Annotated in this window: 14 protein-coding genes and 1 pseudogene; 4 read left to right on the top strand and 11 right to left on the bottom strand. The window is 35.5% G+C overall.

The window, feature by feature from the left end; translation table 11 throughout:
- Positions 1 to 109 precede the first annotated feature (109 nt).
- Entirely contained in the window at positions 110 to 1105 is a 996-nt protein-coding gene (locus tag BAR153v2_RS00760) for an SIS domain-containing protein (protein WP_078679884.1), read from the bottom strand.
- Between the two features lie 39 nt (positions 1106 to 1144).
- Positions 1145 to 2035: a UTP--glucose-1-phosphate uridylyltransferase GalU gene (gene galU, locus BAR153v2_RS00755; RefSeq protein WP_078680912.1), complete on the bottom strand. Its 891-nt coding sequence runs from the start codon at positions 2033 to 2035 to the stop codon at positions 1145 to 1147.
- Between the two features lie 262 nt (positions 2036 to 2297).
- Between galU and BAR153v2_RS00750 the strand changes: the two genes are divergently transcribed.
- Positions 2298 to 3554: a lytic murein transglycosylase gene (locus BAR153v2_RS00750; RefSeq protein ID WP_078679883.1), complete on the top strand. Its 1257-nt coding sequence runs from the start codon at positions 2298 to 2300 to the stop codon at positions 3552 to 3554.
- Between the two features lie 437 nt (positions 3555 to 3991).
- On the opposite strand, the gene BAR153v2_RS00745 is transcribed toward BAR153v2_RS00750, so the two are convergent.
- Positions 3992 to 6010, bottom strand: coding sequence for a M3 family metallopeptidase (locus BAR153v2_RS00745; RefSeq protein WP_078679882.1), 2019 nt, complete (start codon positions 6008 to 6010; stop codon positions 3992 to 3994).
- Positions 6011 to 6344: 334 nt separating this feature from the next.
- On the opposite strand from BAR153v2_RS00745, the pseudogene mgtE reads away from it, so the two are divergent.
- From mgtE to ppa, 3 genes and pseudogenes are all read left to right on the top strand, one after another.
- Positions 6345 to 7729, top strand: a pseudogene (gene mgtE / locus BAR153v2_RS00740) (magnesium transporter).
- A gap of 151 nt (positions 7730 to 7880) precedes the next feature.
- Positions 7881 to 9704, top strand: a complete 1824-nt coding sequence (typA, locus tag BAR153v2_RS00735; protein WP_078679881.1) for a translational GTPase TypA — start codon at positions 7881 to 7883, stop codon at positions 9702 to 9704.
- Positions 9705 to 9771: 67 nt separating this feature from the next.
- A complete protein-coding gene (gene ppa / locus BAR153v2_RS00730; protein ID WP_078679880.1) occupies positions 9772 to 10314 on the top strand; it encodes an inorganic diphosphatase in 543 nt (180 codons plus the stop codon).
- 40 nt (positions 10315 to 10354) lie between these two features.
- Here ppa and BAR153v2_RS00725 read toward each other — a convergent pair whose 3' ends face one another.
- From BAR153v2_RS00725 to rsfS, 8 genes are all read right to left on the bottom strand, one after another.
- A complete protein-coding gene (locus tag BAR153v2_RS00725) occupies positions 10355 to 10678 on the bottom strand; it encodes a DUF167 family protein (protein WP_078679879.1) in 324 nt (107 codons plus the stop codon).
- A 29-nt stretch (positions 10679 to 10707) separates the two neighbouring features.
- A complete protein-coding gene (locus BAR153v2_RS00720; RefSeq protein ID WP_078679878.1) occupies positions 10708 to 11001 on the bottom strand; it encodes a YggT family protein in 294 nt (97 codons plus the stop codon).
- A gap of 309 nt (positions 11002 to 11310) precedes the next feature.
- Positions 11311 to 11868 (bottom strand): invasion associated locus B family protein, encoded by a 558-nt coding sequence (locus BAR153v2_RS00715; RefSeq protein ID WP_078679877.1) that lies wholly within the window; start codon positions 11866 to 11868, stop codon positions 11311 to 11313.
- Positions 11869 to 11975: 107 nt separating this feature from the next.
- The gene (locus BAR153v2_RS00710) at positions 11976 to 12497 is read right to left on the bottom strand and encodes an RNA pyrophosphohydrolase (protein WP_078679876.1); all 522 of its coding nucleotides are present in this window, start codon (positions 12495 to 12497) and stop codon (positions 11976 to 11978) included.
- Between the two features lie 60 nt (positions 12498 to 12557).
- Positions 12558 to 13868: a S41 family peptidase gene (locus BAR153v2_RS00705; protein ID WP_078679875.1), complete on the bottom strand. Its 1311-nt coding sequence runs from the start codon at positions 13866 to 13868 to the stop codon at positions 12558 to 12560.
- Positions 13858 to 15144, bottom strand: a complete 1287-nt coding sequence (locus BAR153v2_RS00700) for a murein hydrolase activator EnvC (RefSeq protein ID WP_078679874.1) — start codon at positions 15142 to 15144, stop codon at positions 13858 to 13860. Before BAR153v2_RS00700 ends, BAR153v2_RS00705 begins: the two co-directional genes overlap by 11 nt.
- Before the next feature lie 92 nt (positions 15145 to 15236).
- Positions 15237 to 15719 carry a 23S rRNA (pseudouridine(1915)-N(3))-methyltransferase RlmH gene (gene rlmH, locus BAR153v2_RS00695; RefSeq protein WP_078679873.1) on the bottom strand — a complete coding sequence of 161 codons (483 nt, stop codon included), beginning with the start codon at positions 15717 to 15719 and terminating at the stop codon, positions 15237 to 15239.
- Position 15720: 1 nt separating this feature from the next.
- Positions 15721 to 16173: a ribosome silencing factor gene (rsfS, locus tag BAR153v2_RS00690; protein ID WP_198934309.1), complete on the bottom strand. Its 453-nt coding sequence runs from the start codon at positions 16171 to 16173 to the stop codon at positions 15721 to 15723.
- Positions 16174 to 16218 lie beyond the last annotated feature (45 nt).

The following is a 16218-nucleotide window of genomic DNA, read 5'->3' as shown; positions in this document are numbered from 1 at the left end:
AACCACCCACAAATAGATACCTCAAATCTTCTTCCTCTTAAAGATACTACTGCTATTGTTCCATCATTTTTTATTGATAAATAATATTGGATTCTCAGTATTCATTAACTCATGCCACACCAATACGCAAAAGATCATGAAAATGAACGATTCCAATAGGCTTTTTATTTTCAATCACGAAAAATGCTCCAATATGATGATCATTAATAAACGCTGTCGCGGTACCAACGAGTGTGTCTGGACCAACAGTCTTCGGATTTTTGGTCATTACCTCATCAACATTGAACTGTGACAAATCATTGTGAATATTTCGTGCAAGATCACCATCTGTTATAATCCCAATTAATTCGCCTCTTGAATTTACAACACCAACACAACCAAAATGTTTTTTAACCAAAATCTCCATAGCTGCTGTCATGGAGGCTCCCTGCATAACTAAAGGAACACGATCACCTTGATGCATAATATCACGCACGTATTTAAGATTTGCACCAAGAGACCCCCCAGGATGATAAATTTTGAAATCAGTTGCAGTAAAACCTCGCATTTCCAAAAGAGCAATAGCTAATGCATCCCCTATCACTAATTGCATAGTTGTTGAAGCTGTCGGAGCAAGCCCGTGAGGACAAGCCTCCTCTACTTTTGGCAATAATAATACAATATCAGCTTGCCGCCCTAATATAGAGTGCTCACCAGATGTTATTGCAATTAGTGGGATGTGAAAACGTGCAGTATGACTTATAATACCACTTAACTCTGTAGTTTCTCCAGACCATGATAAAGCAAGAACAACATCATCAGAACCAATCATACCAAGATCACCATGATTAGCTTCCGCAGCATGAATAAAAAAAGCAGGTGTTCCAGTTGAAGCTAAAGTCGCAGCAATTTTCGTGCCTATATGACCGCTCTTGCCAAGACCAGTAATTACCACGTGACCATTCGCATTACTAATAGCTTGGACAGCTGCTTTAAAAGAATCCGCAAGCTTCTCATGAAAGGCCTTTTCAAGAGCTTCGAGCCCTCGTTTTTCAATAGAAATAGTCTTAAGCGCTAAGATAACCGCATTTTGTAGATTTAACGTATGAAGAGACTCTATCGTCATAATTAAATTCGATAAATGAAATCACACTCAAAGTCTATATCATTTTGCAACGTTAATTTTTGCAAGTAAGTTTTTTAATGACGTAAAAAGTTGCTGATGCATATCGGTACGTGAGAGAGCAAATGCGACATTAGCTTCAATAAAGCCAATTTTAGATCCACAATCAAAAGTACATCCATCTAATTGAAAACCAAAAAAAGCCTGTTCATTTAAAAGTTGCACCATAGCATCTGTTAATTGAATCTCATTTCCTGTTCCTTGTTTTTGATCAGTTAAAATATCAAAAATCTCTGGCTGCAAAATATAACGCCCATTAATATACAAATTAGATGGAGCTTTTTCTATGGCTGGTTTTTCTACCATTTGTGTAATTTCAAAACCATTTGCAACCTGCTTTCCTTTTCCTACGATACCATATTTACATACTTCTTCATGATCACACTCTTGAACAGCAATAATATTACCTCCTCCTGTTTTTTCATAAAGATGCATCATCTCAGAAAGACAATTTTCTTTAGTTTGCATGAGCATATCAGGCAATAATAAAGCAAAAGGCTCTTTTCCAACGAGTTCACGCGCACACCAAACAGCATGTCCTAATCCTAAAGGTTGCTGTTGCCGAGTGAAAGAAGTCATTCCTGGCTGTAATTGCAAATTTTTTAAATGCTCTAGCTCCTCTGTTCTTTCACATGCAGCAAGAGTTGTATATAATTCAACCTGAGCATCAAAATAATCTTCAATAACTGCCTTATTACGCCCAGTAACAAAAATGAAATGCTCAATACCTGCTTCACGTGCCTCATCTACCACGTATTGAATAACAGGCTTATCAACAATAGTGAGCATTTCTTTAGGAACTGTTTTTGTTGCTGGAAGAAAACGAGTACCAAGACCTGCTACAGGAAATACTGCCTTACGGATTTTATGCACACTCATCTTCCTATTTAATTTACTGGATAACTCTATTTAATGTATGATTTTCTGACATAATATATTTTAACTACAAACAAATAAAGATGTTCTATTCTCTAGATTTTCATATAATAAACATATAAAGGACACAATAATTAATAAATTACTTTACTAAAATAATTAATTTGAATAATTTACTTAAGCTGATATATAATTCACTAAATACAAAAATAAAACGATTGCATACTCAAATACTGCATAGAAAGATAAAAATTAGCAAATGAAAATAACAAAATTTAATACATTATTTTCTTCAGGAAAAAACATAAATCGAGTATTCCTTCTCATTGGTTTAGTTTCTATCTTTACTATTCTTCCAATAGCTTTTTCCTCGCTCACATATGCTGATAGTCGTTTTCAACATTGGATTAATGAATTTAAAAAAACGGCTTTAGCTAACAATATTTCGCCATCCACCTTTGATATAGCTTTTAAAACAATTAATACAATTGACCGAGAAGTCTTAGAAAAAGCAGCATATCAACCAGAATTTGTTGATATGCCATGGGAATATTTTGACAATCGTATTCATGATGATGCAATTATAGAAGGAAAACAGCAAGCTAAAAAATGGCAACAGTGGTTACAAAAAATTGAAAAGCGTTTTGGTGTTAACCGTAATCTCCTCCTCGCTATTTGGTCTATGGAAAGCAACTATGGAAAAATTTTAACAAATAAAGGCGTAATGCGTGATACTATCCGTTCACTTGCTACTTTAGCTTATGCTGACCAAAAACGTCAAAAATATGCGCGCACGCAACTTATTGCAGCAATGAAAATTCTACAAAGTGGTGAAATTCACCGCTCTCAACTCGTGGGATCTTGGGCGGGAGCATTAGGACATACGCAATTTATTCCAAGCAGTTATCTCATCTATGCTATTGATATGGATGGAAATGGGCGCTCTGATATTTGGAATTCGATTCCCGATTCACTTGCCACTGCTGCTAACCTTCTTCATAGGAATGGTTGGCAATCTAATCTCACCTGGGGAATTGAAGTTAAATTACCAAATAACAAAAAATTACCTGAAAATTGGTTATCCTTTAAACAATGGAAAGAATTAGGTGTTCAACATGCACATAAAAAGCCTTTTCCTTCTTTATCTGAACAAGCAATATTAAAATTTCCTGATGGCCCAAAAGGGCCTGCGTTTCTGGTAACAAAAAATTTCTTTGTGATTAAACGTTATAATAATGCAGATCGTTATGCTTTCGCTGTTGGCCTTCTTGCTGACCGTATCGCTGGACACCCTAAATTATCCCAAGATTGGAATCGACCATTTAGACCTATTACTTTCAAAGAGCGTATAGAACTACAATCTCGCTTAGAAAAACTTGGAGACTATCAAGGAGAGATTGATGGTAAAATTGGTACGGCCTCTAAGAAAGCGATTAAAGCTTTTCAGTTACGTCATGGTTTAGAAGCAAATGGATATCCAAGCTACGAAACTCTTTCTCATATCAGAAAACAATAACCTTAAAGTACAACGCTCCTCTCATGTTCATTTGATTTATTCAATTATTTACTTTCTTATTGATTATATGACATCTTAAAAGATGATTTTCTTGTTTATAAAAAATCCCTAAAATAAATTAAAATAAAATTTTTACTTTATGAAAAACATCATGCAATTAGAAAAAAGTGCTATAATTGCCAACTATGCGTTTTAAAATAAGGATTTTGTTACATTATTTAAATACAACTATATCTCAAAAAAATTGTAGTAAAATTATTCAAGACTATAGAATTATCATTTAATGATGTCATAAGAAATACAAACTTTGGTTGAAGCTAAAATTAAAATAGGTAACGTACAAAATTTTAGTTCTAGCTTTCAAAAGTCATAGTATTTTATTGGTACCTTAATTTATCCTCAACCAAAATCAGTATATCCCACACCCTATTTTATCTTTACAGTCCACGTTTCTTTATCATTGCTTCTGGTGAAGGTAATCGCCCTCGAAAAGATTCATAGAGTTTCTCGGGATCATAGCTCCCTCCAGCAGAATAGATAAAACGCTTTAATAGACTAGCAAGTTCTGGATTAAAAACATCACCTGTTTCTTCAAAAGCTTGAAAGGCATCAGCATCCAGTACTTCTGACCACATATAAGAATAATAGCTAGCCGCATAACCATCACCTGAAAATATGTGTGCAAAATGCGGAGGACGATGACGCATAATAATTGCGTCAGGCATTCCTAGCTTTTCTAGTTCCTTACGTTCAAAAAGTGTTGGATCCACCATTTTTTCTTCTTGGTGGAAAGCCATGTCTACTAAAGCAGATGAAAGAAACTCAACAGCACTAAAACCAGAATTAAATGTATGTGCTGACAAAATTTTATCCAACAAAGTTTGCGGCAAAGGAACCCCTGTTTCCATATGCGTAGCATACGATTGTAATACTTCTGGTACAATTAGCCAATGCTCATAAAGTTGAGAGGGAAGCTCAACAAAATCACGCACAACTGATGTTCCTGCAACAGATGGCCATGTGACATCAGAAAGCAAACCGTGCAATGCATGCCCAAATTCATGGAAAAGTGTGCGTGCATCATCAAGCGATAAAAGAGAAAACTTCCCTTTAGAAGACTTGGCAAAATTGCATACATTATAAACGATAGGCTTTTGTCCTCCATTCAATTTATGCTGTGATTGTAATCTACTCATCCATGCTCCAGATCGTTTTGAAGAACGTGCAAAATAATCACCAATGAAATGCCCAAGTAAACTTCCATCAGATTTTTTGACTTCCCATAAGCGTGCATCAGGATGCCAAAGCGCAACAGTAGTTTTTTCTTCAAATGAAATTCCAAAAAGTTTTTTTGCAACAAAAAAAGCTGCTTCAATCATGCGATCAAGCTGCAAATAATATTTTACTTCTGTTTCATCAAACAAAAATTTCTCACTACGCAATTTTTCAGCATAATAGCGCCAATCCCAAGCTTTTAAGGGCTCATTATTTCCTTGATCTTTTGCAAAATTTTGTAATTCAGCTTGTTCAGCAGCAGCTTTAACCTTTGCACGCTCCCATACAGGGGTAAGCAAACTCATAACTGCATCAACATTTTTAGCCATAGTATTGTCAAGTTTTAAATCCGCAAAAGATTTATACCCTAACAATTTCGCTTTTTCACCCCGAAGTGCAATCATCTCAACAATAATTGCTTTATTATCATGAGTATTTTCACCCCGTTGGGACCAAGCTTGAAAAGCTGTTTCGCGCAAATCACGACGATGAGAGAATTTTAAAAAAGGTTCAATAATCGAGCGCATTAAAATTAATGCATATTGTCCATTACGACCTCTTTCACAAGAAATTTCCTCCATGGAAGCAATAAGATCATCTGGCAAACCAGATAAATCTGTTTTTTCTAAAAACAAAATCCACTCAGCCTCATCTTTTAAGATATGCTGACCAAAAGTAGCACCTAAAAAGGCAAGTCTTTCATCAATTTCAACAAGACGTTTTTTGCCTTTTTCATCAAGTTTTGCACCATTATTAACAAATTTCTTCCACCATAATTCAATCACACGTTTAGTTTCATGATCATACAAACCTTGCTGTGATTGTTTATAGAGCATATCCATTTTCGCAAATATTCGTGTATCCATCATAATTCTTGAAGAATAACGCGAAAGCTTGACAACAAATTCTTGTTCTAATTTTTGTATCAATTCATTACTGTGTGCAGTCGCACGCAAGAAAAATATTGAGCATACACGATCAAGGTTCTTGCCAACAAGCTCAAAAGGCTGCAAAAAATTCTCAAGTGTTGGTAGCTCTTCCAAAGCAGCAATAACTTCTATTTCCTCTTCAGCTTCTTTCAGTACATGTTCAAAAGCAGGTTGAAAATCATCATCATTTATTGAAGCAAAATCAGGAAGCCCTGAAAATCCCATCCAGTCGAATATTGCTGCTTGTGTCATAATATTATATTGCCTCTATTAATATTAATAAGTTTAAAACAAAATAATCACTTACATAATATAAGCCATTAATAACAACTTTATGTTTCAAAATAACCTCTTAAATTGAACTTTTTACATAAAAATAAATATTATTTTGTCATTACGGAATACACAAAAAAGACCCCTTTTGTTGGTCACTTTTGCTTATCATATGACATTGTTTGCAGTTTTTACGATCGCAATCTATTCTTGACTTTGCTTTGAATATTAACAATTGAAAAACTTGTATTCTAAGTTGTCTATAATTTTGATTTATTATATCTATAAACCTCTATTTTAGAAGGCACTTCACATGACTGAGACTGAAATTAAACCAACTACCAGCTACCTCAAAGATTTACCTTCTGAAGCTCTTGCTGAAGAATTAAAAAATCTTCATTTTGCTGACTCGATCGATATCATTAATGATCTTGATATTATGGAGCGGGTAACTATCCTCAATCTTTTACCTCTTGATTATGCCATTGAACTTTTCGATAAACCAGAACTTGAAAAACCAGCCGCTATCCTTGAGCTTTTACCTGTGAATCTTGCTGTTGAAATTCTTGACGGTATGTCTGCAGATGCTGCTGCAGATGTCTTCCAAGAAATGAATAAAGAGACACGTACACGACTTTATGCCTTACTAAAACCTTTAACCCGAACTGAACTCAAGAAACTTACCAGTTATCCAGATCATACAGCTGGTGCATTAATGACAACAGAGTTTATAGCAGTACCAGCAAATTGGACTGTAAAAAAAACTTTAGATCATATTCGTGATGTTGAAAGAACACGTGAGACCGTATACACAAGTTATGTCATTGATCCCAAAACAAGCACGCTTCTCAAAGCTGTTTCTCTCCGTAACCTTATTCTTGCCTCACCTGATGATAAAATTTTAAACGTCTCCACACATGATACACCTATCACGATATCACCCTTTATGCATCACGAAGATATTGCTCGCCTTTTCCAACGTCATGATCTTCTTTCTGTACCAGTTATTGATGACAGTAATCATGTTATTGGTATTGTAACAGTTGATGATGTGCTTGACTCTATGGTCGATGAAATGAATGAGGATGCCTATAAATTTGGGGACTGGAAGCTCTAGATAAACCATACATGCAAATAAATTTTTTGGGGATGATGAAAAAACGCGGTGGCTGGCTGGCTTTACTCTTTATAGGTGAAATGTTGACAGCAAGCGCCATGCAATATTTCGAAACAGAACTTGAAAAAGTAATTGCCCTTACATTATTCATCCCTCTTATTATGAGTTCAGGAGGAAACTCTGGTTCACAAGCAACATCTCTTATTATTCGCGCATTAGCCTTAAGGGAACTCACACTTAAAGACTGGTGGAAGGTCATCATTCGTGAAATCCCAACAGGCATATCTCTTGGTATTTTACTCGGAATCATCGGTATCACGCGGATTACTGTCTGGCAACAACTCGGAATTTATAATTATGGTGAATATTGGTTTTTTATTGCTATAACTGTAGGAGCAGCCTTAGTTGGAATTGTTACATTCGGTTCTTTAGCTGGATCTATGTTGCCCTTTATTCTTAAACGTTTAAAATTTGACCCAGCAAGTGCTTCAGCTCCCTTTGTAGCAACTTTAGTAGATGTCACGGGTATTATAATTTACTTTTCTGTTGCTTCCTTTATTCTATCTGGAATCTTACTTTAATGTGGTGTGTACTAAAATCTTTTCTGTCATTTTTTTATAAAAAATGTTCTTTCTCTTCCCAAAGTCTAAAAAAAGCTGTAAAAGATCTGAAACTGTAAAGAGAGACGCTTTACCTCAAAGAAAATTTCATTAAACGAAAAGAAGAAAATTTATGCAATTGCGTAATATTGCTATCATCGCCCACGTTGACCACGGTAAAACAACACTTGTAGACGAACTCCTCAAACAATCAGGAAATTTTCGTGATAACCAGCGCACAAGCGAGCGCATGATGGATTCAAATGATATCGAAAAAGAACGCGGTATTACAATTCTAGCAAAAGTGACATCTGTTGTTTGGAAAAATACCCGAATTAATATTGTTGACACTCCTGGTCATGCCGATTTTGGTGGTGAAGTAGAACGTATCCTCAATATGGTAGACGGAGCTATTGTTCTTGTTGATGCCGCTGAAGGCCCCATGCCACAAACCAAATTTGTTGTTGGAAAAGCATTAAAAGTAGGATTACGTCCTATTGTTGCAATCAATAAAATTGATCGACCTGATGCTCGTGCCGATGAAGTTGTCAATGAAGTTTTTGACCTTTTCGCAGCTCTTGATGCAACCGATGAACAACTAGATTTCCCTATTCTTTATGGATCAGGTCGTGATGGATGGATGGCTGAATCTCCTAAAGGCCCCAAAGATCAAGGACTAAATGCCTTGTTTGATCTTGTAACCCGTCATGTACCTACACCAACCATTGCTGAAGGACCATTCCGCATGATCGGTACTATCCTTGAAGCTGATCCTTTTTTAGGACGAATCATTACAGGGCGCATTCATTCAGGCTCAATTAAATCCAATCAAAATATTAAGGTTCTGGGGCAAGATGGAAAACTTTTAGAAACTGGGCGTATTTCAAAAATTTTAGCATTCCGTGGACTAGAACGACAGCCTATTGAAGAAAGTGCTGCTGGAGATATTATAGCGATTGCAGGGCTCCAAAAAGGAACTGTTGCTGATACCTTCTGTGATCTTTCCGTTAATGAATCTCTTATTGCTCAACCAATTGATCCTCCCACTGTTACTATGAGCTTTCTTGTAAATGATAGTCCTCTTGCTGGTACAGAAGGAGATAAGGTAACAAGTCGTGTGATCCGTGATCGTTTGTTAAAAGAGGCAGAAGGAAATGTAGCTCTTAAAATTGAGGAATCAGCTGATAAAGACTCCTTTTATGTTTCAGGACGAGGAGAATTACAGCTTGCAGTTCTTATTGAAAATATGCGTCGTGAAGGATTTGAACTAAGTGTTTCACGACCACGTGTAGTTATGCAAAAAGATGAAAATGGAGTAACTTTAGAACCAATTGAAGAAGTTGTGATCGATGTTGATGAAGAATATTCCGGAACTATTGTTCAAAAAATGTCAGAACGCAAAGGAGAAATGGTTGAATTGCGTCCATCAGGTGGAAATCGTGTACGTCTTGTGTTTTACGCACCAACTCGCGGACTTATTGGCTATCAATCTGAACTTTTAACAGATACACGTGGTACAGCAATTATGAACCGTCTTTTCCATGCCTACGAGCCTTATAAGGGAGAAATTAGTGGCCGTACCAATGGTGTAATGATTTCAAATGATAATGGTGAAGCCGTTGCCTATGCACTTTTCAATCTTGAAGATCGTGGCCCTATGATGATCAATGCTGGCGTTAAAGTTTACCAAGGTATGATTATTGGCATACACTCACGCGATAATGACTTAGAAGTAAATGTTTTAAAAGGAAAGAAGCTAACTAACATGCGTGCTTCTGGTAAAGATGAAGCCGTAAAATTAAGCCCTCCAATCAAAATGACCTTAGAACGCGCACTATCATGGATACAAGATGATGAGCTGGTAGAAGTGACACCTAAAAATATTCGTCTACGTAAACTCTATCTAGATCCAAATGAACGTAAACGTTTCGAAAAAACACGCTCGTCACTTGCCTGATAGATAGTCTCTTCATATCAATGTACTATTCTATTTGATTTTACTTAATCCTAGAAAGGGTAATTACATGAATATTAATGAAATACCTGTTGGCAAAAATCCACCAGAAGATATTAATGTTATCATTGAAGTTGCTGTTGAGAGTCAACCAATAAAATATGAAATGGATAAAAAATCTGGATTATTATTTGTTGACCGTTTCCTCCATACACCAATGGCTTATCCTGGAAATTATGGCTTCACCCCGCACACACTTTCAGAAGATGGTGATCCTATTGATGTTCTCATCAGTAACACCCGTCCTCTTATCCCAGGCTGTGTTATTAATGTATACCCAATCGGTGTTCTTATGATGGAAGATGACGGTGGTAAAGATGAAAAAATTGTTGCTATTCCTTCTGAAAAATTAACAAAACGTTACATTAATGTCCATAATTATACAGATCTTCCCGAAATCACATTAAAACAAATTGAGCATTTTTTTAAACATTACAAAGATCTTGAACCTGGAAAATGGGTTAAAATTGAAGGTTGGCGTAATAAAGATTATGCACATGAGTTGATTAAAAAAGCAATTGAGCGCAATAAACAGTATAATTGTTCGCTCTAAACAAAAATATAGCCTGCATCTTAACAGGCTATTATCTTTCTTATTTTTCTATAGGATCACAATCTCTAAACAATTGTAATATTTGCTCTATCTCTTTTATATATTTTGAAAAGTAAAGTTGTTTATAGTGTGATGTTGCGCCACTTCCAAGAGAAATGCAAGATGACGGAATCTTCCACTGTTTTGCCAAAAATTTAATTAATGCCTTATTTGCCTTTCCATTTTCAGGAATAGCACGCAAACGTATAATCAAATGCTGTTTCCCATCACCTCTATTTTCAACCTTTATTATACTATCAACTGAAGCTTTTGGGATCAAACGGACAAATAAAATCAAACGATGAGGATCAACTCGATAAAACATCTTATTCAGCTAAGAAAGTCTCTTCACTTTTATAAAAACATTCCCGCATAAGCACGCCACATAAAGATACGAATAAAATAAATAATCATAAAAACCACAATAGGTGAAATATCGATTGTCCCAAGATTGGGTAAAAAACGTCGAATATAGTACAAAATTGGTTCTGTTGTACGATATAGAAAGTCGCCTATCATAGCGACAAAAGCATTTCGGGTATTGATAATATTAAATGTATAAAGCCAAGAAAAAATAGCTTGAGCTACTAAAATAGCAATGTAAATACTAAAAGCCAGATCCAGTACACTAAGAAAAGCATAGATCATTCCTATTTCCTTTACCAATCAATAGAATGGAAGCTCACATAGAAAACTTTATAAACTCTTTTTTATAATAGTCTCACCAATTATTCTTCTTTTTCATCGCTAAGAGAACAAGATAAAAATTAACATTTTTGCATATACCATTATGTTGCAATATAATAAAATATTAAAATGAAGCAATAATACACCAAAATAAAAAAAAGAATTTACAGAAACTCTTCATCTTTCATATAATTAGCCAATGAGCTAATTTAATTTTTGTTTTCCTTACAAACTATTCTAAATGAAATCGGCCTTAAAGGCCGATTTTAATTACATTTGCAAAGCAATAAAACGGTTAAGTGCATCGCTAAAACCAGTTAATTGAACGAATAAATCATTCAGAGCTGGCTCTCCTGGAGTAGAAACTGTCATTGCTAAATTCAACTTTTTTCCTGAACGTAAAGCAGCCACATAACTTTTGTCAAAAGCTATTGGAACAATACAACCTGCTGGTATGCAGGTTCGAATGCTCGTTTCAATAACATTCCTCCCACCATCTACTTGTAAACGAATAGGTTTAGAAACTAAAATACCGAAAGGGACTGTCAAATTTCCTGACAAAGAACCATCGGAATTGGAAGAAATGTTCATAGCTAATATGACACGATTTTGATCATTAACTTCTTGGCGATACATAAAGCAAACTTTTTTTCCTTCTTGTAAATTACAGTTAACATTCCACAAACCGTAAGTTTCAGTTAAAGAAGAAGCACCGTTTGGCAATGAAGCTTCAGAAAGCTTTGTTGTGGCTGGTTTTGTACTCTGTGCAAATACAATAGAAACACTCAAGAGTGTAAAAGTTATAACGAAACTAAATATTTTTTTCATCTCACATCCTAATTTTAAACACGCAATAGAATCACTTCTATTATTTCTGATAAAGAGGTATAATACAAAGCCTCTTAAGAAAAAAATAGCTTTTACAATTATAAGAGTTATAAACACCTAAAACTATTTCGGAATTCTTTTACAATTTGTGTATAAACATGCTTTTTAAAAGAAACAACAATTGACGGAAGCTTTTCCAAATCAATCCATTTCCACTGATCAAACTCTGCCTTATTGCCATCAGGCGGTGGATTAATCTTAATTTCAGCAATCTCTCCCGTGAACTGAAAAGAAAACCATTTTTGCATTTGACCACGATATTTATTGCTTAAAACATGTCCAATAAGTTCTTTTGGAAAATCATACTCAAACCAATTTTGAGCTTCCTTAATCAACTTAACGGATTGGATACCTGTTTCTTCATAAAGCTCACGCCGTGCTGCATCTATCGGTTTTTCTCCCTGATTAATTCCTCCCTGTGGTAACTGCCAAAGTTTAGACATATCAACTTGTGCATAAGAGACTGTCATCAAACGGCGTCCAACCCAAACCTTACCTTCATGATTAAACACAAGAATTCCCGCACATTTTCGATAAGGGAGAGCTCTAAAATCAACAATTCTATCCACTTCATTATCCCTTAATAAAAGTACAGCTCATATAAAAACATGAGCTGTCCACCTTTCTTCTTATTTTAAAGTATCTTGACGGGGATCTGGTGGAAACGCCTTATGCGTTATTTCACCCCGTAAAAGCTTATAAGCTTCATTCAATTGCATATCATCTTTAGGATCTTTAGGAACAAAAGCAGCCGAGCCAGAGCCTTTTTCACTTTCTTGTTTTCCTTTGATATGTCCTCTTAACTCAGATTCACCAAGCGTTACATCATAGCCCTTATATTTTTCAGGCAATGGCTGTTCAACAATAATATCAGGTGTAATCCCGGTTCCTTGAATTGATGTACCTGCCGGTGTGTAATAAAGCGCTGTCGTTAAACGTAAAGCTCCATTTTCACCTAAAGGAATAATCGTTTGCACAGATCCCTTCCCAAAAGATTGTGTTCCCAAAATTGTAGCACGGCGATGATCTTGTAAAGCTCCTGCGACAATTTCAGAAGCACTTGCTGAACCACCATTAATAAGAACAATGAGAGGCTTTCCATTAAGCAAATCTCCTGGTCTAGCATCAAATCTCGTCACATCTTTTTTTCTGCGACCACGAATCGATACAATTTCACCTTTATTAAGAAAAGCACCTGAAATACTAACAGCCTGTTCTAAAAGCCCTCCAGGATTAAGGCGTAAATCAAGCACATATCCTTTCAAACGATCTTGAGAAATTTTGGATTGAATATCTTTAACTGCAGCTTGAAGATCACCAAAAGTTTGTTCAGAAAATTGAATAAGTCTTAAATAACCAATATCATTTTCAACACGATACTTAACCGCTTTCACTTTGATAATATTACGAATAACTTTGATCTCAAGTGGTTTATCAACACCAGAACGAATAATTGTTAGCGTAACCGGTGTACCAACAGCACCTCTCATCTGATTCACAGCTTCATTCAAAGATTGACCGTTCACCTGTTTACCATCAATCTTTGAAATAACATCTCCTGCTAAAATACCAGCTTTTGAAGCTGGTGTATCCTCCATTGGGGAAACAACCTTAAGGAAGTTCTTCTCCATAGTCACTTCAATACCAAGACCACCAAACTCTCCCTTAGTAGTAGCCCTCATGTCTTTGGCTGCTTCAGCATCCAGATAAGAGGAATGCGGATCAAGCGAAGAAAGCATTCCATTAATAGCATTTTCAACAAGTTTTTTATCATTTGGAACCGTAACATAGTGTGTCCGCACTCGTTCAAAGATATCACCGAATATAGCCAACTGTTTATAGGTATTACTATCATTATTCGCAGAAACAGATTGCACCATAATCATTGAACTGGCGCTGAGCAATATCACAGCAACCGAAAGAATAACTTTACGAATCATTTTTGTTCCTTTTTAATTGTTCAGTCTGCCACCAAGGATTTGGATTCACAGGTTTTCCATGCTTTCTAAACTCAATGTAAAGCATTGGAGTACTTTTGCCTATATCCAATGCAATAGTATTCGCAATAAATTCCGTTCCCATTGTACCAATAGGTTCACCTGAAAGAACAAACTGCCCCTGAATTACATTGATTTTAGCCATCCCGATAAGAGTAATATAATAACCATTTCCAACATTAAGAATAATTAATTGTCCATAAGAACGGAATGATCCAGCAAAAGCAACAAGAGCATCAGCGGGAGCGACAACTACAGCTTCTGGTTCTGTTGCAATAATTTCACCAAAACGTGCAACATGCGAACTATTATTAAAATGTTGAATTTTTTTTCCTGAAACAGGTAAAAGCAAATGACCCTTTTTATTTTGAAAATCCATCTGCTCTAATAATTGTAAACTCTTCCGTACATTTTCTGATGAAACGGAAGCAGACTGTGATTGATAATCAAGCTCTAAAATTAATTCTTCTAAAGATTGAGCTTTCTTACTAAGAGTAATATTTTTCTGTCGTAACACCATAAGCTCTTTTTCTGATCTTTTCTGTAATTTCGCTTTTTGATCTAATAAAAACTCTAAATATTTAAGCTGCTCTGCTTGATTCTGCATTTTAGCTTTTAAATCTGAGCATTCCGTAGCAATTACATGACTTAAATTGGTCAACTTTTTTAGGTTCTCTGTTAAAATCTGTGTTTTTTCTTGCATATCAGGGATGATGGCTCCTAATAAAATAGAGCTGCGTATGGAAGCAAGAACATCTTCAGGTCGCGCTATAAGAGCAGGAGGTGGTTTTAATTCTGTCTGCACTAAAACGGCTAATATCTCTGCAAACTCAGCCTGACGATTTTTTAAGTTGTGATACACTTGCATCTTCTGCTCTAAAAGTTGCTTAAGCTTTTCCTCCCTTTCAATAATATCATTTGCTACATTCCGCTCTACTTTAGCAACTTTTATAAGTTCATTAGTTAAAGTACGCTGATCTTTTTTTAAGCGATCAACTTGTTGTATCAACGAAGTAATATGCTGACGCGATACAGAAATATTATTGCGAATGTCTGTTAATATTTTTTGTACTAACCCGCGACTGTCTATATCTTCAGCATACAAAATAGATGTCCCGATATCCATGCTTAATATTAGCATCAGAAATATCATCCATTTTTTGCATAAATACTGCATCTTTATCTTTTCATGAAGAAACCTCTTCATTTGTCCAACCATCAAACTCAATTATATAAACTAATGATGCTTTAAATGCTGTCACCTAAAACAATGTTAATAAGTGCATGAATAGGTATAAAAAATATATACTTTTAAAGACGATGATAAGGGTGATGACTGATTATTGTTATGGCTCTATACAACTGTTCTGTGAGTAATACACGTGCGATCTGGTGCGGCCATGTCATAAAACCAAAAGATAAAAGAAAATCAGAGCGGTTTTTAACCTTTTCGCTATGTCCATCAGGTCCTCCTAAAGCAAATATCAAATCACGAGCACCCTCATCACGATAAAATGCTAATTTTTCAGCGAAAACAGATGATGACATCAACTCTCCACGCTCATCCAATACGATTAATCGGCATTTTTCAGGCAAATATTCAAAAAGTTTTTTTCCTTCTTCTTCTATACGTTGACAAACTGTATGAGCACGACTTTCTGATATTTCTTGCATTTTTCCAAAACGAAAACCTACAGCCTCAGCACTTTTAGAAAAACGATCCAAATAACGGTGAACTAATATCTGTTCAACACCTTGTTTCAAACGACCAACAGCAAAAATAGAAACTTGCATTTTAGTTATCTCCAACAAGAATTGCTTCAATATTCTCGAAACCTGAATCAAGCCATATTTTTTCTAAATTATAAAAGGTACGAATTTCCGGACGAAAAAGATGGATAATGATATCGCCTGCATCAATCAGCACCCAATCCCCTCCAGCCATTCCCTCTACCCTTGCTCTACCGTATCCACTTTCTTTCCAAACAGATAAAAGACGATCAGTGATAGCCGAAATATGACGCTGCGAACAACCAGAAGCAATAACCATATAATCAGCCAAAGAAGACCTTCCCTGCAGATCAATAGAAACAATATCTTCTGCTTTTATATCTTCTAAACTGCTAAGAATAATTTTAAGGCCATTTATAACTGATAAGCATTTTTCTGCTGCCAAAGGAGCAATAATATTACAACGTTTTTGTACAAATTTTTCCAGACTAATATCCTTTCTTATTATTGGAAGCATAAGAGTTGAGAGTAAGAAAAGTTACTCTAAAATAGTTGCAGAATT

Source organism: Bartonella sp. AR 15-3 (assembly GCF_002022445.1).
GTDB lineage: Bacteria > Pseudomonadota > Alphaproteobacteria > Rhizobiales > Rhizobiaceae > Bartonella.
This window is presented reverse-complemented; position numbering and strand designations above follow the sequence as displayed.